General features: G+C 72.2%; 16 protein-coding genes. 3 read left to right on the plus strand and 13 right to left on the minus strand.

Annotation, left to right across the window (positions count from 1 at the left end; all coding sequences use genetic code 11):
* Positions 1 to 9: 9 nt before the first annotated feature.
* The 3 genes from Q5530_RS06810 to Q5530_RS06820 all read right to left on the minus strand — a co-directional run bounded on the left by Q5530_RS06810 (position 10) and on the right by Q5530_RS06820 (position 4,086).
* Positions 10 to 1,413: an endo-1,4-beta-xylanase gene (locus tag Q5530_RS06810; protein ID WP_415361352.1), complete on the minus strand. Its 1,404-nt coding sequence runs from the start codon at positions 1,411 to 1,413 to the stop codon at positions 10 to 12.
* A 67-nt stretch (positions 1,414 to 1,480) separates the two neighbouring features.
* Entirely contained in the window at positions 1,481 to 2,806 is a 1,326-nt protein-coding gene (locus Q5530_RS06815) for a glycoside hydrolase family 6 protein (RefSeq protein WP_415361353.1), read from the minus strand.
* Positions 2,807 to 3,099: 293 nt separating this feature from the next.
* Complete coding sequence (locus Q5530_RS06820; protein ID WP_415361355.1) at positions 3,100 to 4,086, minus strand: LacI family DNA-binding transcriptional regulator; 987 nt, start codon at positions 4,084 to 4,086, stop codon at positions 3,100 to 3,102.
* A gap of 262 nt (positions 4,087 to 4,348) precedes the next feature.
* On the opposite strand from Q5530_RS06820, the gene Q5530_RS06825 reads away from it, so the two are divergent.
* Positions 4,349 to 5,872, plus strand: coding sequence for a glycoside hydrolase family 43 protein (locus Q5530_RS06825; protein ID WP_415361356.1), 1,524 nt, complete (start codon positions 4,349 to 4,351; stop codon positions 5,870 to 5,872).
* A gap of 33 nt (positions 5,873 to 5,905) precedes the next feature.
* On the opposite strand, the gene Q5530_RS06830 is transcribed toward Q5530_RS06825, so the two are convergent.
* On the minus strand, positions 5,906 to 7,231 hold the full coding sequence (locus tag Q5530_RS06830) for a PHB depolymerase family esterase (RefSeq protein ID WP_415361357.1): 1,326 nt from the start codon (positions 7,229 to 7,231) through the stop codon (positions 5,906 to 5,908).
* 154 nt (positions 7,232 to 7,385) lie between these two features.
* On the opposite strand from Q5530_RS06830, the gene Q5530_RS06835 reads away from it, so the two are divergent.
* A complete protein-coding gene (locus Q5530_RS06835) occupies positions 7,386 to 8,363 on the plus strand; it encodes a PaaX family transcriptional regulator C-terminal domain-containing protein (RefSeq protein ID WP_415361359.1) in 978 nt (325 codons plus the stop codon).
* A gap of 37 nt (positions 8,364 to 8,400) precedes the next feature.
* On the opposite strand, the gene Q5530_RS06840 is transcribed toward Q5530_RS06835, so the two are convergent.
* The 7 genes from Q5530_RS06840 to Q5530_RS06870 all read right to left on the minus strand — a co-directional run bounded on the left by Q5530_RS06840 (position 8,401) and on the right by Q5530_RS06870 (position 18,413).
* The gene (locus tag Q5530_RS06840; RefSeq protein WP_415361361.1) at positions 8,401 to 9,510 is read right to left on the minus strand and encodes a ricin-type beta-trefoil lectin domain protein; all 1,110 of its coding nucleotides are present in this window, start codon (positions 9,508 to 9,510) and stop codon (positions 8,401 to 8,403) included.
* 24 nt (positions 9,511 to 9,534) lie between these two features.
* On the minus strand, positions 9,535 to 11,358 hold the full coding sequence (locus Q5530_RS06845) for an alpha-galactosidase (RefSeq protein WP_415361362.1): 1,824 nt from the start codon (positions 11,356 to 11,358) through the stop codon (positions 9,535 to 9,537).
* A 208-nt stretch (positions 11,359 to 11,566) separates the two neighbouring features.
* On the minus strand, positions 11,567 to 13,927 hold the full coding sequence (locus Q5530_RS06850) for a ricin-type beta-trefoil lectin domain protein (protein ID WP_415361364.1): 2,361 nt from the start codon (positions 13,925 to 13,927) through the stop codon (positions 11,567 to 11,569).
* A gap of 243 nt (positions 13,928 to 14,170) precedes the next feature.
* Positions 14,171 to 15,361 carry a mandelate racemase/muconate lactonizing enzyme family protein gene (locus Q5530_RS06855; protein WP_415361365.1) on the minus strand — a complete coding sequence of 397 codons (1,191 nt, stop codon included), beginning with the start codon at positions 15,359 to 15,361 and terminating at the stop codon, positions 14,171 to 14,173.
* Between the two features lies 1 nt (position 15,362).
* The gene (locus tag Q5530_RS06860; protein WP_415361366.1) at positions 15,363 to 16,190 is read right to left on the minus strand and encodes a carbohydrate ABC transporter permease; all 828 of its coding nucleotides are present in this window, start codon (positions 16,188 to 16,190) and stop codon (positions 15,363 to 15,365) included.
* Positions 16,190 to 17,143 carry a carbohydrate ABC transporter permease gene (locus Q5530_RS06865; protein ID WP_415361368.1) on the minus strand — a complete coding sequence of 318 codons (954 nt, stop codon included), beginning with the start codon at positions 17,141 to 17,143 and terminating at the stop codon, positions 16,190 to 16,192. The genes Q5530_RS06860 and Q5530_RS06865 overlap by 1 nt, the downstream gene beginning before the upstream one ends.
* A gap of 4 nt (positions 17,144 to 17,147) precedes the next feature.
* Positions 17,148 to 18,413, minus strand: a complete 1,266-nt coding sequence (locus Q5530_RS06870; RefSeq protein ID WP_415361369.1) for an ABC transporter substrate-binding protein — start codon at positions 18,411 to 18,413, stop codon at positions 17,148 to 17,150.
* A gap of 293 nt (positions 18,414 to 18,706) precedes the next feature.
* Between Q5530_RS06870 and Q5530_RS06875 the strand changes: the two genes are divergently transcribed.
* Positions 18,707 to 19,762 carry a LacI family DNA-binding transcriptional regulator gene (locus Q5530_RS06875; RefSeq protein WP_415361370.1) on the plus strand — a complete coding sequence of 352 codons (1,056 nt, stop codon included), beginning with the start codon at positions 18,707 to 18,709 and terminating at the stop codon, positions 19,760 to 19,762.
* 6 nt (positions 19,763 to 19,768) lie between these two features.
* Here Q5530_RS06875 and Q5530_RS06880 read toward each other — a convergent pair whose 3' ends face one another.
* A complete protein-coding gene (locus tag Q5530_RS06880; RefSeq protein WP_415361372.1) occupies positions 19,769 to 20,620 on the minus strand; it encodes a sugar phosphate isomerase/epimerase family protein in 852 nt (283 codons plus the stop codon).
* Between the two features lie 64 nt (positions 20,621 to 20,684).
* Positions 20,685 to 21,869, minus strand: a complete 1,185-nt coding sequence (locus tag Q5530_RS06885; RefSeq protein WP_415361373.1) for a substrate-binding domain-containing protein — start codon at positions 21,867 to 21,869, stop codon at positions 20,685 to 20,687.
* Positions 21,870 to 21,873: the final 4 nt, after the last annotated feature.

Consider the following 21,873-nt stretch of genomic DNA (forward strand, 5'->3'; position numbering starts at 1 on the left):
CGGCCGCGGTCAGGTCGTGGCGCAGGTGATGGCGGGAACGGGGTTGGCGCCGGTGGAGGTGCCGGTGAAGCCGAACGAGGCGGTGCCGCCGACGGCGATCCTGCCGTTGTGGTTGGCGTTGCGCACGGTCACGTCCCGGCCGCTGGTGGTGGCCACGCCGTTCCACGGGCTGCCCACGGTCTGGCCCTGGGCCAGGGTCCACCTGACCGCCCAGCCGGTGGTGGCGCTGGTGGCGGTGTTGCGGACGGTGACCTCGGCCTGGTAGCCGCCGGGCCACTGGCCGGTCACCCGGTAGGTGGCGGTGCAGCCGGTACCGTTCCCGCCGGTCGTGGTCGTTGTTGTCGTGGTTGTGGTTGTGGTGCCGCCGAGGGCTTCGTAGACGGCCCAGTAGGCGGGCTTCTTGCCGAAGTTCTCGTCGTAGATCAGGGCCGCGCCCTCGCCCGGGAACACCGAGGGGATCCAGGAGTAGCCGTCGGAGAAGTCCCACACCGTGATGCCCACGCACCGGGTCACGGCCAGGCAGGCGTTGGTGACGGCGCGGTAGTCGGCGGCCTGCTGGGCGTCCTTGGTCGCGTCGCGGGGCGTGCGCATCCGGATGTCGAGTTCGGTGATCGCCACGTCCACGCCCAGGTCGGCGAAGCGCTGGATGTTCTGCCGCAAGGTGCTCGGGACCTGGCCGAGGACGAGGTGGGCCTGGAGGCCCACGCCGTCGATGGGGATGCCCTGCTGCTTGAACGACCTGACCAGGTTGTAGACGGCGTCGCTCTTGGCGCCGATGCCCTCGATGTTGTAGTCGTTGTAGTAGAGCTCGGCGTTCGGGTCGGCGGCGCGGGCGGCCTTGAACGCCTCGGCGATGTAGCCGTCGCCGATCTTCTGCTGGAACACCGATCGGCGTCGGGTGCCGTCCTCCTCGAACGCCTCGTTGACCACGTCCCAGTGCACGACGTCGCCCCGGTAGTGGCCGGCGACGTTGGCGATGTGGTTGCGCACCACCCCGAGCAGCTCACCGGCCGGCACGGTGTCGATCCAACCGGGGAGCTGGTTGTGCCACACCAGGGTGTGGCCGCGCACGACCTGGTCGTGCGCCTGCGCGAAGTCGACGATCCGGTCCGCCTGGGCGTAGTCGAACTGCCCGCGGCTGGGCTCGGTGTACATCCACTTCTGGGTGTTGCCGACGGTGATCTGGTTGAACTCGCCGCCCAGCACCGCGGTGTAGGGGGCGTTGGTCAACGTGGGGTTGTCCGTCGCCGAGCCGAAGTAGCGGCCCTTGGCGGCGGCGAGCTGCCCGAGGGTCGGCGCGGCGTCCGTCGTGGACGGTGCGGCGACCGCCATGCCGACGGCGAGCGTGCCCACGACGGCGGTGGCCGCCGTCGCGGCGAGGACGCGGCGCGCACGCCCTGCTGGTGCTGGCATCGAGACGTCTCCTGACATCGGTGTCGGAACCGGCCGCACGGGAACTGCTCCAGGACTGGTCACGGGATCAGGAGCACCCGGTGCCGTTCAACGCGGGCGAGGTGAACGGCGGCGCCGACCCGCTGTAGTTCGCGTTGTACCCGACGGTCACCGTGCCACCGGACGGGAGCGAGCCGTTCCAGGACGTGTTGGTGACGCGGACCGCGTCCCCCGAGTCGGTCCAGGTCCCGTTCCAGCCCTGCGTGACGGACACGCCCGGCGCCGAGAAGGTGAGGGTCCAGCCGTTCAGGGCCGACCCCCGGTTGCCGATCACGACCTCGCCGGTGTACCCGCCCGTCCACTGGCTGACCACGCGGTGGGTCGCCGTGCAGCCGCCACCGGGGTTGTTGCCCGTGCTGGTGGTCGTCGTGGTCGTGGTCGTGGTGATCGGACCCGCCGCCATCGCCAGCTCGTACGCGCGCTGCGGCACGAACTGACCCGCCTGGGCGATGCAGCCGTCCGCCTCGCCGGGCAGCTTGACCCACAGGAACGCGGCGATCGCGGCGTCACCCGTGTTCGTCGTGCTGGGCGTGCCGATCGCGCGGCCGGCGGGGTCGCACCACTCCTCCCCCAGCGGGCCGTTGCCGTTGCGGCTGGTGTCCACCACCGCCTTGAGCCTGCTGTCCCCGATGGCGTTGAGGATGTTCTTGACGTAGGCGACCTCGTCGGACGTGCGGCGGTAGTTGGACACGTTCGAGGCGATGCCGTCGGCGCTGTTGGAGATGTCGGCCGCGCGCAGCCTGTTGGCGGCCTCCGACGGGCTCAGCCAGGCGGAGTTGCCGATGTCGTAGTACACCTTGGCCTGGGACGAACCGGACTTCAGCTTCTTGCCCGCGTAGGCCATGGACGCCCTGGTCTCGGCCTGCTGGCTCGAGTTCTGGCAGTTGCTCATGATCGGCAGCACGTCGGGTTCGAGGATGATCGACGCGGGGCGGCCGGCCAGGCCCGCCGCGACCTCGTCCACCCACGCCCGGTACGCCGAGTGCGAGGGCGCGCCGCCGCCGCTGGCGCCGCCGCAGTCGCGGTTGGGGATGTTGTAGACCACCAGGATCGGGATCTTCCCGGCCGAGGCCGCCGCACCGACGAAGGAGTTGATCTCCGAGCGCACCGACGAGGTGTTCGTGGTGGTGTACCAGCGCGCCTGCGGGACCGAGGCGATCCGGTCGCGGATGACCGGGGCCCGGGAGTCACCGGGGTTGGCGGCGACCCACCTCGCGCTGGAGCCGGAGGGGTCGACGTAGAACGCCGAGTCGGCGGCCTGGGCGGTCGCGCCGCCGACCGCCAGGAGCGCGGCACCGGCCACGAGGGCACCCGAGAGGAGGCACGCTGCTGCCGCCTGGTTCTTCCACTTCATCGTTCGTCCTCCCGCAGGACCGGTTGCGTGTTCTGGAACAAGGCGGTGACATTCGCGTCGACGGTCCCGCACGCGATGGCGGAGCGGCAGGACACCTGCGCCTGGGAGCGCTCCCAGAGATCACCGGCGAATTTGGGTTCGACTCCGGTCCAACGTAATCGCGCCGCGATGACGCGGTCAACAATTCGGCGGAGCTAAAAAATTAACGCCGGTTTTAGCCCGTGCCGCGCGACGGAGGTCGGGCCCGACTCGCAAAACTTTCGATTCCGACCCGGACCCCGGCGGCCGGCACCTCAGGTCGACGGCGGCGCGACGCTGTCCCGCGACACGAGCTCCGGACCGGAGGTGCGCCGGACGTCGTCGAGCGCGTTCCCGTCCCACTGCGCCACCAGCAGTTCCAGGGCATCCCGGGCGACCGCGTCGAAGTCGGGGCGGATGGTGGTCAGGGGCGGCATGAAGTAGGCCGCCTCGGGCACGTCGTCGAAGCCGACCACGCTCACATCGCGGGGCACGTTGCGGCCGCGTTCGCTCATCGCCCGCAGGATGCCCAGGGCCAGGTGGTCGTTGGCCGCGAAGATCGCGGTGACCTCAGGCATCCGGGCCAGCACCTGCCCCGCCCGGTAACCGGACGCGGCGCTCCAGTCCGCGGGCACCAGCGGCGGCACCTCCAGGTCCGCCGCCTCCAGCACCGACCGCCACCCCTTGATCCGGCCCGCGCTGTCGAACCAGCCCGGCGGGCCGGACACGTGCCACACCGTGCGGTGACCGGCCTCCAGCAGGTGGCGGGTCGCCGCGACGGCGCCCGCCTCCTGGTCGACGGTGACCAGCGGGGTGGACCGCTCCGGGTCGCCGTCCACGGTGACCAGCGGCACCCCGGGGGGAGCCGCGTCGAGCGCGTCGTGCGCGGACGTCGTCGGCGCGATGACCACGACGCCCGCCACCCGCTGGTCGCGGTGCCGCTCCAGCGCCCTGGTGATCGACTCGCGATCCAGCCCGTTCACCCGGTGCGTGGTCACCACGAACCCGGCCGCCGACGCCACCTGCTCGAACGCCGCGAGCAGCGAGGCCGGCCCGCACAGGGTCGCGTTCTGGGCCACCACCCCGATCAGCTGCGAGCGGCCCGTCACCAGCGCGCGGGCGACCCGGTTCGGGCGGTAGCCCAGTTCCTCGATCGCGGCCCGGACCCGCAGGCGCGTCCGCTCGTGGACGTAGGGGTGCCCGTTGAGCACCCGCGACACCGTTTGGTGCGAGACCCCGGCGAGCCGGGCGACGTCGGCCATCGCGGGCAACCCCGCTGTCCTGTTCGCCACTGCCGTCCCATCTGCGCGGCACCCGCACCAGGCCGGTCCGACCGGTCATGAGTCGATGATCGAGGCTGATCGACCCTGACCAGCGAGTCAATGTAGCCACGCCCTTTTTCGACGGTCAACGCATTCCCGGGCTAAATTTTCGCGCGTGATTTTTAGCCCGACGAAACAATTTCGCTCCTCCTTGACACCCGGTCGGGCGATCGCCAACACTGATCGGAACATGGATTTCACCGTGGATGACGTCACGCCGGAACGGCCCGCCCCGTCCACCACCATCGAGGTGCTGGGCAAGTACCCCGGCGAGGGCAACCCGCTCATCTCCCACAAGTTCGGCGCCGACGGCGACGCCTTCGTGCACGACGGCCGGGTCTACCTCTACCTGACCAACGACACCCAGGGGTACGCCCCGGGACCCGACGGCACCTCGCCCACCAACACCTACAGCAAGATCACCACGATCACCGTCATCTCGTCCGACGACCTGGCCAACTGGACCGACCACGGCGAGATCCCGGTGGCCGGGTCCGACGGCATCGCGAAGTACGCGTCGCAGTCGTGGGCGCCCGCCGTCGCGAGCCGCGTCGTGGCCGGCGAGGAGCGGTTCTTCCTGTACTTCGCCGACAACGGCGCCGCGACCGGCGTCCTGGTCGGCGACTCGCCACTGGGTCCCTGGCGCGACGAGCGCGGCAGCCTGCTCATCACCGCCGAGACCCCCGGCGCCTCGGACGGCCGCAACTGGCTGTTCGACCCGGGTGTGTTCGTCGACGACGACGGCCGGGGCTACCTGTACTTCGGCGGTGGTGGCGACGACGGCTCCCGCTCCGCCGAGAACACCAACCACCCGAGGTCGACCCGCGTCATCAGGCTCGGCGACGACATGATCAGCACCGAGGGCGCCGCCGAGGTCATCGACGCGCCCCTGGCGTTCGAGTCCGGCCACGTCTTCAAGCGCGAGGGCAGGTACTACTACTCCTACTCGTCCAACTTCGGCTTCGGTGGACCGGTCGACCCGGACGGCCCGCCGCTCGGCGCCATCGCCTACCTCGTGGCCGACGACCCGATGGGCCCGTGGACGCCCGACGAGTACGCGGGGGTCGTCTTCCGGAACCCCGGCGTCCACTTCGGCGCCGGTGGCAACAACCACCAGTCGGTCTTCGAGCTGAACGGCCGGCACTACCTCACCTACCACGCGCAAACCCTGAACAGCCGCATCACCGGCGGCACGACGCAGGGGTTCCGCAGCCCGCACATCGCCGAGCTGGAGTTCAACGCCGACGGCACCGTGCGGGAGGTCCTCGGCACCTTCGACGGCGTCGCGCAGATCCGCCACCTCGACCCCTACCGGGAGATCGAGGCGGTGACCATCGCCTGGCAGCAGGGGCTGACCACGAGGCGGACCAGCGCGCCGGACGAGGTGCCCGCGCTGGTCCTGCACGACGTGGACAACGGCGACTGGACGTCGCTGTCGTCGGTCGACTTCGGCGCCGGCGCCGGCGGGGTGTCGGCGCGCGTCAAGCCGCTCGTGGCGGGCGCGGGCATCCAGGTCCGCCTGGACGACCGCGCGGGGCCCGTCGTCGCCACCATCCCGGTCGGCGGACCGATCGGGGGGTGGACCGAGGTCGGGGCCGACCTCGACGGCGTTTCGGGTGTGCACGACGTGTACTTCACCTTCGTCGGACCGGACGGCCGGGCCCTGGTGGAGGTCCGCAGCTGGCGGTTCACCGAGGCGTCGCAGGAGGTACGGGGCACCGGGTGAGGCGGCCCGGGAACCCCGGGCCGCCCCGGCCCGTCAGGCGGTGGCGCAGGACATGCCGTTGAGGGTGAACGACGCGGGTTTGGCGGTGTTGCCGTTGTGGCCGGCCTGGAAGCCGATGCCGATGGAGGCGTTCGGCGGGATCGAGGCGTTGTAGGCGACGTTGCGCGCGGTGACCTGCCCGGAGGTGGGCGAGTAGGTGGCGCTCCAGCCGGAGGTGATGGTCTGGCCGCCGGGCAGGGTGAAGGCCAGGGACCAGCCGTTGATCGCGGTGGCACCGGTGTTGGTGATGGTGACGGTCGCGGTCAGGCCGGTGTTCCAGGCGTTCACGGTGCTGGTGACGCGGCAGGCGCCGGGCGGCTGCGTGGTGGTCGACGTGGTCGTGGTGGTCGTCGTCGTGGTGGTGGTCGTGGTCGTCGTCGTGGAGGTCGGGTCACCCGGGTTGTCCAGGCCGAAGAACGCGACGGCGCGGGCGGCCATGCCGGCGGAGGGCAGGCTGTGCCCGGCGCCCTGGATGCTGTACGCCTCGACCTTGTCGGAGTAGCGGCGGCGGTTCCAGTTGGCCTGCGGGGTGTCGGTGGACGTCGGGGTCTGGCTCAGGCCGAAGACGTTGGTCCACTGCTCGACGGACTCCTCCAGCAGCGAGTACGGCACGAGCGTGTCGTTGGTGCCGTGCCACAGCTGGACGCGCGGCCGGGTGCCGGTGTAGCCGGGGTACGCCTGCCGGACCGCGTCGCCCCACTGCTGCGGCGTCCGGTTCGCGCCACCGCTCCCGGTGCACCGCGAGCTGCCGGGCGGGAAGTCCGCGGCGTTGGCGAAGCAGTTGTAGGGCACGCCCATGAACGCGGCCCCGGCCTTGAACACGTCCGGGTACAGCGCGAGCATGTGGTTGGTCATCATGCCGCCGGACGACGAACCGGTGGCGTAGACCCGGTTCGGGTCGCCGCCGTAGCGCTGCTGGACGTAGTTCACCATCGAGATGATCGAGACCGGGTCGCTGCCGCCGCCGCGCCGCTTGGCGGCGTCCGACCAGGTGTCGAAGCACTTGCCGAACCCGGCCTCCTGCTGGGCGCTCGGGTAGATGACGACGAACCCGTGGCGGTCGGCCTGCGAGGCGAACTCGCTGCCCGAGTAGAAGCCGGGTCCCGAACCACCGCAGCCGTGCATGGCCACGACGATGCCGGGGTTGGCCGGGCGGGAATCCGGCGCGTAGACGTGCATCCGCATCCCGCCGGGGTTGTTGCCGAAGCCGGTGACCTCGGTGAGCGACGCCGCGGACGCGGGGGTGGGCACGGCGGTGACGAGGCCGGTGACGACCAGTGACGCCGCCGCGGCGAGCAACAGGCTCGGTGTGACCTTCATGCGCTCGACTCCCTTGGTTCGCGCACGGATAGGTGACACTTACAGTGTCGACCGAGCGCGGAACTGTCAATCGACCGTCTCGACAGCCCCGCCTGCGCCACCCGGAGCCGGTTACAGTCAGTGCCGACCGCCCCCGGACCGCAGCGGAGCCGCCGTGACCAGCCCCTATGACATCGAGGAGATCTTCCCGGACGACGGGGTCCGACTCCCCCGGCGGCAGACCGGCAACTCTCCGCAGGGCCTCACCGTGACCCTGATGGCCGACTACACCCTCGGCTCCCGCGCCTGGCTGCCGTCGGCGGCGATCGTGGCGCTGCTCGCCGAGGCGGGCGTGAGCCACGCCGGGGCCCGCGCCACCACCAGCCGGCTCGCCCGCCGCGGCGTGCTGGAGGGCAGCAGGCAGGGACGCAACAGCTCCTACCGGCTCACCGCGGCCGCGGTCCACAACCTCGCCGCCGGCGGGCGGTCCATCGCCGCCGCGGCCGTCGACACCACAACCTGGGACGGGTGGTGGACGCTCGTCGCCTTCTCCCTGCCCCAGGAGGACGCGACCCGGCGGCGCGAGCTGCGCGGACTGCTGCGCTGGCTCGGCCACGCGCCGCTCTACGACGGCCTCTGGGTCTCGCCCCACGACCTCACCGGCAAGCTCAGGGCGCAGCTGGCCGAACTCGCCCCCGGCACCACGACCGTCTTCCGCGCCCGCCACGTCGACCTCGGCGCGGCGGTCGGTCGCCACCCCCTCGACGCGTGGGACACGAAGGCGATCGCCCGGCACTACGACGACTTCATCCGGCGCTGGAGCCCCCTGCTGCCCGACGTCCGCGCCGCCCGGATCACCGGCGCCGAGGCGGTCCGCGCCCGCACCGAGGTCATGGACACCTACCGCCGCCTGCCCATCCTGGACCCGCGGCTGCCCCTCGACCTGCTCCCCCCGGGGTGGCCGCGCGAACCCGCCCGCGACCTGTTCGCCGCCGTCTACGACGGCCTCGCCGGGCCAGCCCAGGAGCACGTGCGCGCCGTCGCCGGCCGCTTCACCACCGACCCGCCGACCGACGTGCGGGCCCACACCGTCGCCGACCTGCTGGCGGGTGTGGCGGGCGCCGCCGAACCCGTCACCGGACCGGGCCGCTGATCGGGGGCCGGACCCCGGCGGGGTCCGGCCCGTCCGGTCACGCCGGGGTGCGCAGGGTCCACTGCTGGTCGGGCTGCCCGGTGCAGGTCCACAGGACCAGCCTGGTGCCGTTGCCGGTGCCCTGGCCGGACGCGGCCAGGCACAGGCCGGACTGCGCGCTGGTGATGGTGCCGTTGGCGTTGGCGTTCCACTGCTGGTTGGTGTCGCCGTGGCAGTCCCAGGTCACCACCTGGGTGCCGTTGGTCGTGCCCCTGCCGTACGCGTCCAGGCACCTGGTGCCGAGGACGACCAGCTGCCTGGACGAGTTGTGCGTCCACGACTGGTTGGGTTGGCCGTGGCAGTCCCACAGCTGGAGCTGCGTGCCGTTGGCGGTCGACGAGCCGGGCAGGTCGAGGCAGCGGCCCGAGGGCACGCCGACGACCTGCCTGCCCTGGGACGGGACCGGGTCGCCGATGCTCCCGGGGACGGCGCGCAGCGCGGCGTACCAGGTCGCGGCCATCTTGTCGTAACCGGTGGCCGTGGGGTGGACGCCGTCGATCAGGTCGGCCGTGGTCAACGCGGCGTGCATGTCCACCAGGTGCACGCGCTTGCCGGCGCTCGCCTTGCTCCGCACCATGCCGGGGATCGTGGCGTTGTAGGTCCGGGCCGCGGCCTCCTGACCGGGGTTGGCCAGCGGGATGATCGTCGCCACGAGCACGTCGGCGTTCGGCGCGGTCGCGGTGATGCGGTCCACGAGCGCCGACAGGCGGGCCGGCGCGTTGGCCACGTCGCGGTTCTGGAGGATGTCGTTGGTGCCGATGTGCAGCAGGACCGTGCGCGGGTTGGTGTTGCGGAGCCAGGTCACGACGTTCGCGTCGACCTGGTCGATGCGCCAACCCGGGTGGCCCTGGTGGTCGTGGTCCCACAGCGAGGCGGGGCCGTTGAACTGGGAGCCGACGAAGTCCACCCGGTGGTTGCCGGAGCCGAACCGCTGCCACAGGCCGATCCGGTAGCCGCCGGGCACCTGCGTGCCCTCGGTGATGGAGTCGCCCAGGGGCATGACGCGCACCCCGCCGTTGGACTCGGCGGCGGCCGGGGCGGCGGGCAGCAGCGCGGCGGTGATCAGCGCCGCGGCGCAGGCGGCGAGTCGTCGGGAGCGTGGTCGCATGTGTTCTCCTGGAGTTCGGTCCGGCTACGCGCTCTGCCGCCGCCACTGCTGGTTGGCGCCGCTGCCGCAGGTCCACTGGACGAGTTGGGCGCCGTCGGTGGTGGCGGCCTCGGACACGTCCAGGCACTTGCCGCTGTGCCGGGCGACCAGCCGCACGTGGCCGCCGCCCACGTCCTCGACGCGCCACCTCTGGTTGGTCTGGCCGTTGCAGGTCCACTGGACGGCCCGGACCCCGTCGGCGGTGGCGGTCGCGCCGCCGTAGACGTCCAGGCACTTGCCGCTGCCGACGTTGACCACCTCGGAGTACTCGCCGCCGGCGTCGCGCACCCGCCAGCGCTGGTTGGCCTGGCCGTTGGGGGCCCACTGGACCACGTTGCCGCCGTCGGCGGTGGAGGCGTCGTAGACGTCGGCGACCTTGCCGCTGTGCCGCGCCGTGAACGTCTCGGCGGTCGGCACGGGCACGGTCGTGCGCGGGGTCAGCCGGTAGAGGCCGGAGCCGTGCGCGGGCAGCGAGCGCGACAGCGTCCCGCTCACCGTGCCCAGGTCCGCGCCCGACCACAGGTCGACCGCGGTGGCCGAGCCGATCCCGAGTTCGGCCAGCGACGCGGACACGGTCGCGGTGCCGCCGCCCCGGTTGAACAGCGCCAGGTACCTGTCCTGGCTGCCGGGCACGTCGGCGGTCCAGGCGGTGTGCGTGCCGGCGAAGAGCTGCCGGTTGTTGAGGCTGTGCTGGTCGACCGCCAGCACGGCGGCGTTGGTCATCAGCGCCAGCTCGGAGGCCCGGTTCTGGGTCAGGTCACCGCCCCACATCAGCGGTGAGCGGGTGATCGACCACAGGGTCATCAGGGTGCGCTGCTCGTCCGGGGTCAGGTTGGAGTAGCGCGGCGACCCGACGGGGCCCTGCTGGGACAGCCGGCCGATCGGGATCATGTCCGGGTCGGGCCACGCGCCGGGGCGGCGGTGCGGTGTCCAGGCGTGCAGCCGCTCGAACAGGGCGTCCAGCGACGACCAGTTGTCCCACAGGTCGTTGACCACCCGCCACATGTTCGCGTTCGCCGCGACGTGCGCGCCGTTGGCGGTGGAGGTCGGGCCGGGCGAGAGGCTGAGCACCATGGGGCGGCCGCTGCGCTGGATCGCCAGCTTGTAGCCCTCGACCTCGGCCTGGCGGTAGGTCGGCGCGGCGATGTCGTCGACCTTGACGTAGTCCACGCCCCACGAGGCCAGCAGGCGGAACTGGGCGTCCAGGTACGCCTGGGCGCACGGGTTGCCCATGTCCAGGCCCCAGTTCAGGTTCAACCAGGCCGCGGTGGTGTTGTTCTCGATCTCGTTGGCGCGGCAGTTGGTGCCCGGCACCGGGAGGTTGTCGGCCACCACCTGGCGCGGGACGCCCCGCATCAGGTGCACGCCGAACTTCAGGCCCGCGGTGTGGATGTAGTCGGCCAGCGGCTTGAACCCGTTGGTCCCCGTGGCGGAGGGGAACCGGGTGGTGTCGGGCAGCAGCAGGCCGTTCGCGTCGGTGCGCAGCCGGGGCTGGAGGTTGGCGTCCTGGTTCGGGCTCCCGGTGCCCCGGCCCGGGTAGTACCACGCCCAGTCGACGACGACGTACTGCCAGCCGTGCTGCCTGAGGTTGTCGCGCATGTAGTCGGCGTTGGCCTTGACCTGCGCCTCGGTGACGTTCCAGTTGAACGAGTCGTAGCTGTTCCACCCCAGCGGCGGGGTGGTCGCGACCCCGTTGTCCCACGCCGGCGCCTGCTCCTCCGGTCCCGGGGTGAAGGCCGTGGCCGACAGCGCGGCGGCGGCGAGCAGCGCGCCCGCCCGCCGCAGGGATGACCTTCGGACTCCACCCACGCTGCCTCCTGCTCGTCGTCGAGAGGGCGCTCCTGCCGGGCCATCACTTGTTCACGCTCACATCAGGGTGAACACCGCAAGGAGACCTGCGCCAACAAGTCTGCTGACCGTCGGAGGAGGTGTCAAGCACGCGGCTTCGTTAGCGCTCACAATTGGCCTGTCGAGACGAGGGCCCGCGGGGAGGCCGGACCGGCCTCCCCGCGGCCGTTCAGCCGCGGACGCCCCACTGCTGGTTCGCGCCGCCGTGGCAGGACCAGAGCTGGATCAGGGTGCCGTTCGCGGTCCCGTTGCCGCCGGCGTCCAGGCAGAGCCCGGACTGCACCCCGGTGATGGTGCCGTCGGCGTTGACGTTCCACTGCTGGTTCGCCTGGCCGTTGCAGTCCCAGAGAATCGCCGCGGTGCCGTTGGCGGTCCCCTGACCGCTGGCGTCGAGGCACCTGTTGCCGGCCGTCACGAGCTGCCTGCCCGAGGTGTGGGTCCACCTCTGGTTGGCGCCGCCGTTGCAGTCCCAGAGCCGGGCCTGCGCCCCGTTGGCGCTGCCGGCGGCGACCTCGGCGCAGCGGCCGGACTGCCCGCCCACGAGCATGGCGTTCTGCGGGCCGCCGGTGCCGCCGCCCGGTCCGGCGTTGGCCATCACCGCCTGCGCTCCTGACGGCCAGTTGCCGTTGGTGACCGTGACGTTGCCGGACACCACGTTGCCGCGGTCGCCGTTGGTCACGTTCGTGCTGCCGTTGGTGGACCAGTTGTTGGTGACCGTCCAGTTGCCCATGTTCTCGCCACCCCAGTAGTTCGCGGTGGCCCAGGTCCCGGTGGCGGAGAACACGTTGTTGGTCGCGGTGTAGTGGCGGGAGCCCTCGTCGAAGTAGAGCCCGAAGTGGCCGTTGGTCCGCAGGCAGTGGTTCCCGCTGATCACCGCGTTCGGGTTCCACGCCAGCGTGTAGACGCACCCGCCGTCGTTCATCTGCTGCATGACGTCGTGGATGTAGTTGTTGACGAGCCGGTTGTTCGACGCCGTGGTGGGCGTCGTGTAGCGCGGCTGGTGGTTGTAGAGCCCGCGGTTGGCGTAGTGGTTGCTGCCGCCGGCGTCGTTGGCGCCCCAGCCGTAGCCGATCGACATGCCCGAGTACGGCATGTTGTAGACCTCGTTGTGGGCCACGGTGGCGGTGCTGACGTAGGTGTTCAGGACCGAGACGTTGCCCCGGTACTCCACGCCCAGGTCGTGGATGCGGTTGTGGCTGACGGTGATGTTCCGGTTGACCATCCGCTGGTCGCCCGGGTGGTGCGCGTCGGCCCGCACCCCGCCGACCACGACGCCGCCGGCCGAGCTGTGGGCGATCTCGGACCGGGTGACCGTGATGTCGCTCGCGCCCAGGCCCACCCCGCTCGCGTGGGCGTTGGCGTCGTTGCCGATGCCGATGGCGGTCTGCCCCAGGTTGAGGAACCGGGACTCGCTGAACGTGATGTCGTCGGCGGCGGAGACCTGCACGGCGGCGGGCATCTGGCTCCAGTGCGGCCGGGCGGCCTCGAACTGGGCGCAGCCGTTCTGGCACGAGGTGATCCGGTCGGCGGGCCAGTTCCAGTTGCCCGCCAGGTAGGCGCCGGTCTGCTGGTCGGCGTAGCCCTGGTTGCCGCTGGGCCCGAGCCAGCTGGTGCCGGTGAACGTGATCCCGCTGAACGAGATGTGGTGCGCCGGTGCGTCGTAGGTGCCCCCGACGTCCACCAGGGACTGGAGCACCGGCAGCTCGACGCCGGCGGTGCCCATGTCCTGGCCGGGCAGCGGGATGTAGGACAGCGCGCCCGTCCCGGGGTTGAGGTACCACTCCCCCGGCGAGTCCAGGAACTCGTAGGCGTTGGCCAGGTAGAGGGGGCCCGCGCGGTGCGGCGCGGCGAGCGTGTCGTAGCCGAAGGTGTTGTTGTTCCACGCGGGCTGCTGCATCGTGAGGAAGTTGCCGCTGATGCCCTGCACCGGCGAGTAGCGGTCGGTGAAGGAGTTGACGCTCTCCACCTCGACCCGGTTCTGGTTCGCCAGGTTGTTGAGGTAGCCCAGCGCGGTGGTGGAGAACCTCATGCCGGTGCCGGTGAAGGTGAAGTCGGCCCGGTTCACCTGCGTGCGCGCCCGCGTGGCGATCGCGCCGTCGACGTACAGCTGCCGGGAGTCGGTCCCGGCGCCGACGTTCGCCCGCCAGATGTTCTTCCCGGCGTCGACGACCGACCACCCGGTGACGGCTCGGGCGCCGCTGATCACGGGGCGCGCGGACGGGGCCGCCTGCCAGATCACGCGGTAGCCGTTGGCGCCGGAGTCGGCGGCGGTGAACCGCAGCGGCTGGGAGAGCCGGTACACGCCGCCGGCCAGCTGCACGACGAGGTCGCCGGACGTGGAGCCGACCTGCGACCGCACGGCGGCCTGCGCGGCGGACAGGGAGCACGGCTGGGTGGTGGAGCACGCGGTGCCGGTGCCGGAGGGCGATGCGTAGAGGGTCGTGGTGGCGCCGTGCGCGGGAGGGGCGGGGGCCATCACCGCCGCCAGCACCGCCGCAGCGGCGGCGGCGACCGACAACGGCCTTCGCACCGCGGGGGACGAGGACGCGAACAAGGGGACCTCCTGGAGTGGGGGTGTGCTGTGCGGCGGCCGGTCGGGGCGGTGGTCGGGGCGGTGGTCGGGGCGGTGGGTGGGCGGGACGGCCGGCGGGCGGTCAGGGCGGCGGTCGAGCCGGCGGTGGTCGAGCCGGCGGTGGTCGAGCCGGCGGCTGGCGGGCGGTCAAGGCGGCAGGTGGCCGGGGACGTGCTCGGGCGCGCGGACCCGACGGGTCGATCAGGACGGCAGCGGGTTCAGGCGGTCGGGCGGGGCGACGGTGTCCGGCACCACCGCCAGCAGGCGCTGCCCGGCGCGTTCCGGCCGGACGTGGGGCCCGTCGGGCGCCGGGACCGGAAGCCGGTGGCGGGAGGCGTCGACCGCCTCCTCGTCGACGCGGATGCCCAGCCCCGGGCTGTCGCCCAGCACGAACGCGCCGCCCTCCACGTGGAGGTCGGCGGACACCCCCGTGGGCGGGCGCAGGTCCTGCAACTCGCTGACCAGGTGGTTCGGCACCGACGTCGCGGCGTGGAGCAACCCCACCGGCGTGGTGCCGATGGGGCTCACGGGCAGGTCGTGGGCGTGCGCGAGGGCCGCGACCCGGAGGAAGTGCGTGACGCCCCAGACCGCCGCGGTCTGCACGACGTCGACCGCGCCCGCCGCGATCAGCGGTCGGTACTGCTCCAACCCGCTCAGGTTCTCCCCGCTCGCGACCGACGCCCGGACCCCGCGGCTGACGGCGGCGTGCCCCTCCGCGTCCCAGCGCCGGACGGGTTCCTCGACCCAGGTCAGGTCGAGCGTGCGTTCGAGCTCGCCCACGTGGCGGACCGCCTGCTTGCGGGTCAGGGACTCGTTGACGTCGAGCATCAGACCCGGTCGCGTCCCACCGCCGGCGGCGGTGAGCACGTCGCGCACCAGGATGAGGCGGTCCCGGTCCCGGTCGACGTCCAAACCGCCCTTGAGCTTCGCCGCCCGCAGCCCGTGGTCGGCGTAGGTCTCGTACGCCGCCACGAGCTCGTCGTCGCCCAGTCCGATGTCCAGCCCCGAGGCGTAGGCGGGCACGCGGCGGTCGCGCCCGCCCAGCAGCCGCCACAGCGGCTCCCCCGCGGCCTGCGCCTTGATGTCCCACAGCGCCGTGTCGAGGGTGCCGATGGTGCCGAACACCGCGCCCGCGTGACCCGCCTTGAACACCCGGCGCAGCATCCGGTCGTAGAGGGCAGTGACGCCGCGGGGGTCCTCGCCCTCGATCGCGGCGAAGACCGCCTCGATCCCCACGTGCGACCCGAGCCCGACGCCGGTGATCCCCCGATCGGTCTCGACCAGGACGATCGGGACCCGGACCAGGCCGTCGGGGAAGACGCCGTTGGCGTCGCCGACCGGCCGACCCCAGTCCTGGACGGTGGTGAGGGTCCGATAACCGGTGATGCGCATCTCAGCCCTTCGTGGCCCCGGCCGTGACACCGTCGGCGATCCGGCGTTGCAGGAGCAGGTAGACGGCGAGGACGGGAACCGCGGCGATCAGCACCCCGGAGGCGAAGACGGGGATGTCGTCCGAGTACTGCCCCCGCAGCGAGGTGACCCCGACCATGAGCGTGCGGTGGTCCGCCGACGGCATCACGAGCAGGGCGATGAGCACGTCGTTCCAGCAGAAGAGGGCGTCGAGGACCCCGACCGAGATGAGGGCCGGGGCGCCCATCGGCAGCATGATCCTCCAGTAGACGCCGTACGCCGTGTTCCCGTCGATCCGGGCCGCGTCCATGATGTCCGGGGGCACCGTCGAGTAGTAGCTCGTCATGAGGAAGACGGTGAACGGCAGGAACTGCGCCACGTACGCCAGGACGAGCCCCGGGTAGGTGTCGACGAGACCGGTGTCGGCCATGACCCGGGTGAGCGGGACCATGATCACCTGGAAGGGGATGAACAGCGCGGCGAGGCAGCCGAGGCGGACGGCCGACGAACCGCGGAACCGCAACCGGGCGAGCGCGAACCCGGCCATCGACCCGAACAGCAGCAGCAGCGCGACCGAGCAGGTCACCACGACCGCGGAGTTCAGGAAGTACCGGGACACGCCCGCGGTCGTCCACGCCGTGGCGATGTTCTCCCAGCTCCACGAACCCGAGGGGGAGAACCGGTCCAGGACGTACTCGCGCCGGGTCTTCACCGCGACGTTGGCGGTGAACAGCAGGGGGTAGACCGTCGCCAGCGCGAGCACCGCCATCGGGACCGCGACGACCCACCGCGTCATCCCCCGGCCGGCCATCAGCCCTCCCTCCCCACGCGGCGCAGGACACCGATCTGGACCGACCCGACCAGGAGCATGACCAGGAGCAGCACCGTGGACGCAGCGGAGGCGAGCGCGGGCTGGTCGAACTGCCCCTGCCGGATCCAGATGTAGTACTCGGGCAGGTAGGTGGACGCCTCCGGCCCGCCGCTGGTCATCACGTACAGCAGGCCGAACATCGAGGTCAGCAGGCCGATCGTGGTGGTCGCGAAGACGAACTGGATGGTGCGGGTCAGTCCCGGGACGATCACGTGCCGGATGGTCTGCGGGAGGGAGGCGCCGTCCACGGTGGCCGCGTCCAGCAACGAGGGGTCGAGGGCGGCGAACCCGGCCAGGAAGACGACCAGCGCCATGCCGAACGTCGCCCAGACGTGCACGCCGACGACCGCGAAGATCGCCACGTCGGGGTCCCCGAGCCAGTCCACCGGCCCGAGCCCCACCACGCCGAGGAGCTGGTTGAGGGGTCCGTCGAAACCCAGCAGCAGGTTGAAGACCGCCCCCACGATCACCGGCGAGAGGACGGCCGGGAAGAAGTAGACGCCCCGGTAGACCCGGTGCCCGGGAACCTTCAGGTAGATGAAGGTGGCGAGCAGCCCCGGGATCGCCACGGCCACCGGGAGCAGCAGCAGGAGCAGGGCGGCGTTGCCCAGCGCGGTGCGGAACAGCGGGTCGCCGAACAGGGTCGCGTAGTTGTCGAGGCCGACCGGCGTGCCGTTGCGGTCGCCGTCACCGGTGAAGGAGAAGTTGACCCCGAGCGCCAGTGGCCACAGGCGCAGCGCGACGATGATCAGCACCGCCGGCGCGACCAGGACGAACGGCGCCAGGCGCTCGGCCCGCGACCCGCGCCGGGGTCGTCGGCGGGCCGGTGCCGGCTCGACCCGCCCGGTGGTCGGCGCCGGGCGGAGCGGGGACGGGGACGGTGCGGCAGGCACGGGGTCAGCCCGCCGCGTCGGAGGCGGCCAACCGCGCCACGGCCTCGTCGACGGTGGTGGAGCCGCTGAGCAGCTGCTGCGAGAGGCGTCCCATCAGGTCGACCGTCTCGCTGGACAGGGCGACGTGCAGCGCCGGCTTGCCCGTCCTGATCGCCGAGGTGATCGCGGCGACGGCCGGGTCGGCGGCGGAGACGTCGACGGTGGTGTCGGCCGCGATCGCGCCCGCGTCCGCGGAGAAGGCGCCCAGCGCCGCGGTCGAGGTCAGCGAGCGCACCAGGTCGGCGGCGGCCTCCGGGTCGCGGGTCCACTTCGCGACCCCGTAGCCGATGCCGCCGTCGTACGGCAGGCTCGGCGTCGCCCCGGGGTTCACCACCGGCGCCGCCATGACACCGACGTCGTCCGGGTCGAGGAACTCGCCGAAGTCCTTCCAGTGCCCGACGTCGGACACCAGCCCGATGACGTGCGCGGCCCGACCCGACTGGAAGAGCGCGAACGCGTCGTTGAACATCGCGGTGGAGTTGACCCCGTCGTTGTTCAGGCCGGCGGCGTCGACCTGCTGCCACAGCTCGAAGATCCGCTTCACGTTCGGCGAGGTCCAGTCCCGCTCCCCGGCGATCCACCGGTCGTACTCGTCCGGGGTGAGCACCGCGGATCCCATGGCGGACAGGAAGAACTGGATGCCGATGCCCTCCTTGTTGCCCACGCCGAAGCACCCGGCGCCGGTCCGGTCGGTGATGGCGCCGCAGTCCTCGACGAAGTCGGCCCAGTTCCCGGCGGGCGCCTCGGGGTCCAGACCGGCCTGCTCGTACAGCGCCTTGTTGTAGTACAGGGGATGTCCTTGCAGCGTCACCGGTGCGGCGTAGGTCTTCCCGGCGTGCGTGAACGCGTCCCAGCCGACCAGTCGTCGCCGGTCCTCGGCGACGTACTCGTCCAGCGGCAGGAGCGCGTCGACCCGGTCCCGGAGCTGACCGCCCCCGTTGAAGAGGATGACGTCGGGGCCCCTGCCGGACTGGATCGCCGCTCCGAGCAACGTGTAGTACTGGTCGAAGGGTTGCGCCACGAACTCGACGTCGACGTCCGGGTGGCTCTTGGCGAAGTGCGCCCTCGCCTCGTCCAGGTAGGCGGCGGCGTTCGCGTCGCCGGACTTCCAGTCCCAGACCACGAGATCGTCGCCGGAGGGCCCGGTGCGGTCCGACACCGCGGCGCTCCCGCAGCCGCCCAGCACCAACCCCAGGACCAGGACAGCGGACCACGGTGTGCGCTGCTGCATGGCTGCTCACTTCTCCAGACGGCGGCCGGGTGGCCCGACCGCTCGGCTTGCTGACGCCAAGGAGCTGACGTGGCCACCATACTGATCCACCGCCCGTTGGGGAACGATGAGTATTACTTACCGCCGCCGATCCGCCGCAGACCTTGCGGCAGACGGACCCGGGGCCACGGCCGCGGATGCCCAGTCGCACGAACAACATGCCGATCCCCCTTGACGTCGGGTTAGCCGAAGAGCTGTCATGGGTAACCGGGGCCACAATCCCTTGAGTCTGACTCATCGGCGGGAGGTCCACGATGGGCGCACGACGGGTCACGTTGGCCGACGTGGCCAAGGTGGTCGGCGTCTCCCAGACCACCGTGTCCCTGGTGCTCTCGGGGCGCGGTCCGGACCTGCGGATCTCCGAGGAGGTGCAGCGACGGGTCCGCGAGGCGGCGGCGGAGATGGAGTACCGCCGCAACCGCGCGTCGTGGGAGCCGCGCGGGACGAGGACCCGGACGATCGCCCTCGTGTCCGACTCGGTCGCCGGTTCGCGGATCGCCGGCGACATGGTCAGGGGCGCGCTCGCCGCGTCCCGCCGGCACGGCGTGACGCTGCTGCTCGGCGAGACCGAGGGCGATCCCGGGCTCGAGCGCACGCTGATCGGGACGATGCGCGACCACCACGTCGACGGCATCGTGCTGGCCACGGTGCGCACCAGGAGGATCGGCGTGCCGGGGGTGCTCGCCGACGGGCCCGCCGTGCTGCTCAACGCGCTGCCCCGGGAGCCCTCGGCGCTGCCCTCCGTCCTGCCCGACGAGGTGCTGGGCGGGCGCGCCGCCGCGCGCGTGCTCCTCGACGCGGGCCACGTCGAGGGCATCCACCTCATCGGCGCCGACCCGACCGGCGGTGACGCGCCCGCGGGCGGGACCGCGGCGATCGGCAGGCTCACCGGCATCCGCCGGGCCCTGGACGAGGCGGGGGTGGAGGTGGAGAGCGCGCGCCCGTGCCGGTGGTGGCTGCCGGAGTGCGGCTTCGCCGCGACGCGGGACCTGTTGGGCGCGAAGCGACCCCGCGCCCTGATCTGCCTCGACGACCGGCTGGCGCTGGGCGCCTACCAGGCGCTCCAGGAAGCCGGTCTCACCGTGCCCGACGACGTCTCCGTGGTCTCCTTCGACGACCACCCCATCGCCTCGTGGCTGCGCCCCGGCCTCACCACGGTCGCGTTCCCGCACCACGACCTCGGCGCGAAGGCCGTCGACCTCCTCCTGGCCGGACCCGAGCGGCAGGACGCGGGCCGCGCGGACGGGAACGGACCGCACTACGTCCCCATGCCCGTCCGCGTTCGCGGCTCCGTGGCGCCGCCGCGATGACATCGATCAGCCCGTGAACGGCGCCGTGGCGCCGCGCAGGAAGGCCAACCCGTCGGCGGCGAGGGCATCGGGCGATTCCGCCAGGGGCCGCCAGATCGACGCGGCCGTCGCGATCGCGGCGTTGTCGGGGGTGAACGACTCGATGCACAGCGGACCGCGGTAACCGGCACCCGCCAGCGCCCGCAGCACCGCCGGCCAGTCCTGGTGGTCCCGCCCCGGCGTGCCCCGGTCGTTGGCGCACACCTGCACGTGGGCGATCCGGGCACCCGCGGTCCGGATGGCCTCGACGGGCGACGACTCCTCGATGTTCGCGTGGTAGGTGTCCAGCGCCAGCCCCCAGCCCTCCTCGGGCAGCCCGTCCAACGCCTCCAGCGCCTGCCCGACCGTGTTGATCAGGCTGGTCTCGTAGCGGTTCAGCGGTTCCACCGCGATCCGGACCCCCTTCGACGCCGCGTGCTCGACCACCGGGGCGAGGTTCGCGCGCAGCTGGGCGTAGATCCCCGGCCGGTGCCCGATCCGCCACGTGCGGCCCACCGCGCTGTAGGCCGGGCCCGCCGCCACGCCGCTGCCGACGACGGCCGCCACGTCCACGACGTGCCGCAGGTAGTCCTGGGTCTCGGTGACGGCGTCGGACTCGACCAGGTCCCGACCGGGCGGCATGACGAGGCAGACGGTGGCCTTCAGGCCCAGGGCCGCCAGCAGCCCGGCCGCCCGGTGCGGGTCCCAGTCGCCGGGGTTCTCCACCGGCAGCTCGACGACGTCGAAGCCCCACGCGCGGATGCGCGGCGCGAGCACCGACAGCACGTCGTCGGTGAGGGGTGACGCCCAGACCCAGGTGCTGACCCCGATGTCCCACATGTGCGCGTGCTCCCGTCGGGCGAGTCGGTCCGGCGCGGGCGGATCGACCGGCGCCTGTCCACGGCTACTTCCAGGGACCGGGGTAACCCGGCATGGCCTCGCAGCCGCACATGGCGTAGTGCAGCGGCGGCATGTCGTGGTCGACGAAGTCCCGGACGTCGTCCCGGGTCACCTTCGGCTGCGGCAGCACCCACTCCTCGGGGACCGGCTCGCCCGCCAGGACCCGGAGCGCGGCGATGACCGGCGTGCGCCACTGGAACGTCGGGTACGTGGGCGCGACCGCGGTCATCCCCTCCGCGACCCACGTGCGCAGGAAGTCCTGCTGGTCCTCGCCGACGAACGGCGGGATCGGGGCGCCCGCGTCCTGGAACGCCTCGACCGCGGCCACGGCCGTCGCGCCGGCGTCCATCCACACGCCGTCGATCCGGCCCTCGCGCTGGAGGTGGTCGTTGACGATGCTCTTGGTCCTGGCCGCGTCGCCGTCGGTGAACTCGACCCCGACGACGTCCAGCCCGCTGCCCGCGAGGATCTCGTTCGCCGCGGTCCACCGCTGCTCCAGCACGTCCACGCCCGGCAGGATGCGCAGCGCCAGCACCTTGCCGCCGGGCTCCACCTCCTCCGCCAGGAACTCGGCGCCGTCGGCTCCGAACGCGAACCCGCCGATCGGGTGGATGAACGTGACCGGGCAGTCGGAGTCGACACCCCGGTCGAACACGATCACCGGCACACCGGTCGCGCACGCGGCCTCGACGGCCGGGGTCAGCGTGGCGGTGGTGTTCGGCGACACGATCAGCGCGTCGCACCCCCGGGAGGCGAACGACTGGATGTCGCTGATCTGCTTGTCGTCCTTGGCCTCCGCGTCGAGGACGGTGAACCCGGTGATCTCCGGGTGCAGCTTCACCTCCTCTGCCATGGTCCGGAACCCGACCTGCCGCCAGGGGTTGTCGACCGAGGCGTTGGAGAAGCACAGGTGGTGATCACCGCCGGGCTTGGCGTACCCGCTCGTGTCCACCATCTCCGGGTCGAGCATCTGCTCCCACGGCGCGGGTGCCGGTCCGCCGTCCTCGAACCCGACCGGCGTGGCGGTGCGGAGCGCCAACTGGCGCTCGTACTCGGCCCGGTCGAAGAACTCCGACCCGGTGCGGTCGGGGGGCGTCGCGGCGGTCGGGCCCTCGGCGGGCAGGTCGCTCGAACACCCGGCGGTCGCGAGGGCGCCCACGAGGGCGAGTGAGGTCCACGTCCTGCGCATGGTG

Origin of the sequence: Saccharothrix sp. BKS2, from assembly GCF_047689505.1 — a bacterium.
Taxonomy (GTDB): Bacteria; Actinomycetota; Actinomycetes; order Mycobacteriales; family Pseudonocardiaceae; genus Actinosynnema; species Actinosynnema lopnurensis.

What these genes read in the sequence shown, in the direction of transcription:
- Q5530_RS06810 (WP_415361352.1), bottom strand. Translation starts at nt 1,413, where the DNA reads ATGCCAGCACCAGCAGGGCGTGCGCGCCGCGTCCTCGCCGCGACGGCG.
- Q5530_RS06815 (WP_415361353.1), bottom strand. Translation starts at nt 2,806, where the DNA reads ATGAAGTGGAAGAACCAGGCGGCAGCAGCGTGCCTCCTCTCGGGTGCC.
- Q5530_RS06820 (WP_415361355.1), bottom strand. Translation starts at nt 4,086, where the DNA reads ATGGCCGACGTCGCCCGGCTCGCCGGGGTCTCGCACCAAACGGTGTCG.
- Q5530_RS06830 (WP_415361357.1), bottom strand. Translation starts at nt 7,231, where the DNA reads ATGAAGGTCACACCGAGCCTGTTGCTCGCCGCGGCGGCGTCACTGGTC.
- Q5530_RS06840 (WP_415361361.1), bottom strand. Translation starts at nt 9,510, where the DNA reads ATGCGACCACGCTCCCGACGACTCGCCGCCTGCGCCGCGGCGCTGATC.
- Q5530_RS06855 (WP_415361365.1), bottom strand. Translation starts at nt 15,361, where the DNA reads ATGCGCATCACCGGTTATCGGACCCTCACCACCGTCCAGGACTGGGGT.
- Q5530_RS06860 (WP_415361366.1), bottom strand. Translation starts at nt 16,190, where the DNA reads ATGGCCGGCCGGGGGATGACGCGGTGGGTCGTCGCGGTCCCGATGGCG.
- Q5530_RS06870 (WP_415361369.1), bottom strand. Translation starts at nt 18,413, where the DNA reads ATGCAGCAGCGCACACCGTGGTCCGCTGTCCTGGTCCTGGGGTTGGTG.
- Q5530_RS06875 (WP_415361370.1), top strand. Translation starts at nt 18,707, where the DNA reads ATGGGCGCACGACGGGTCACGTTGGCCGACGTGGCCAAGGTGGTCGGC.
- Q5530_RS06880 (WP_415361372.1), bottom strand. Translation starts at nt 20,620, where the DNA reads ATGTGGGACATCGGGGTCAGCACCTGGGTCTGGGCGTCACCCCTCACC.
- Q5530_RS06885 (WP_415361373.1), bottom strand. Translation starts at nt 21,869, where the DNA reads ATGCGCAGGACGTGGACCTCACTCGCCCTCGTGGGCGCCCTCGCGACC.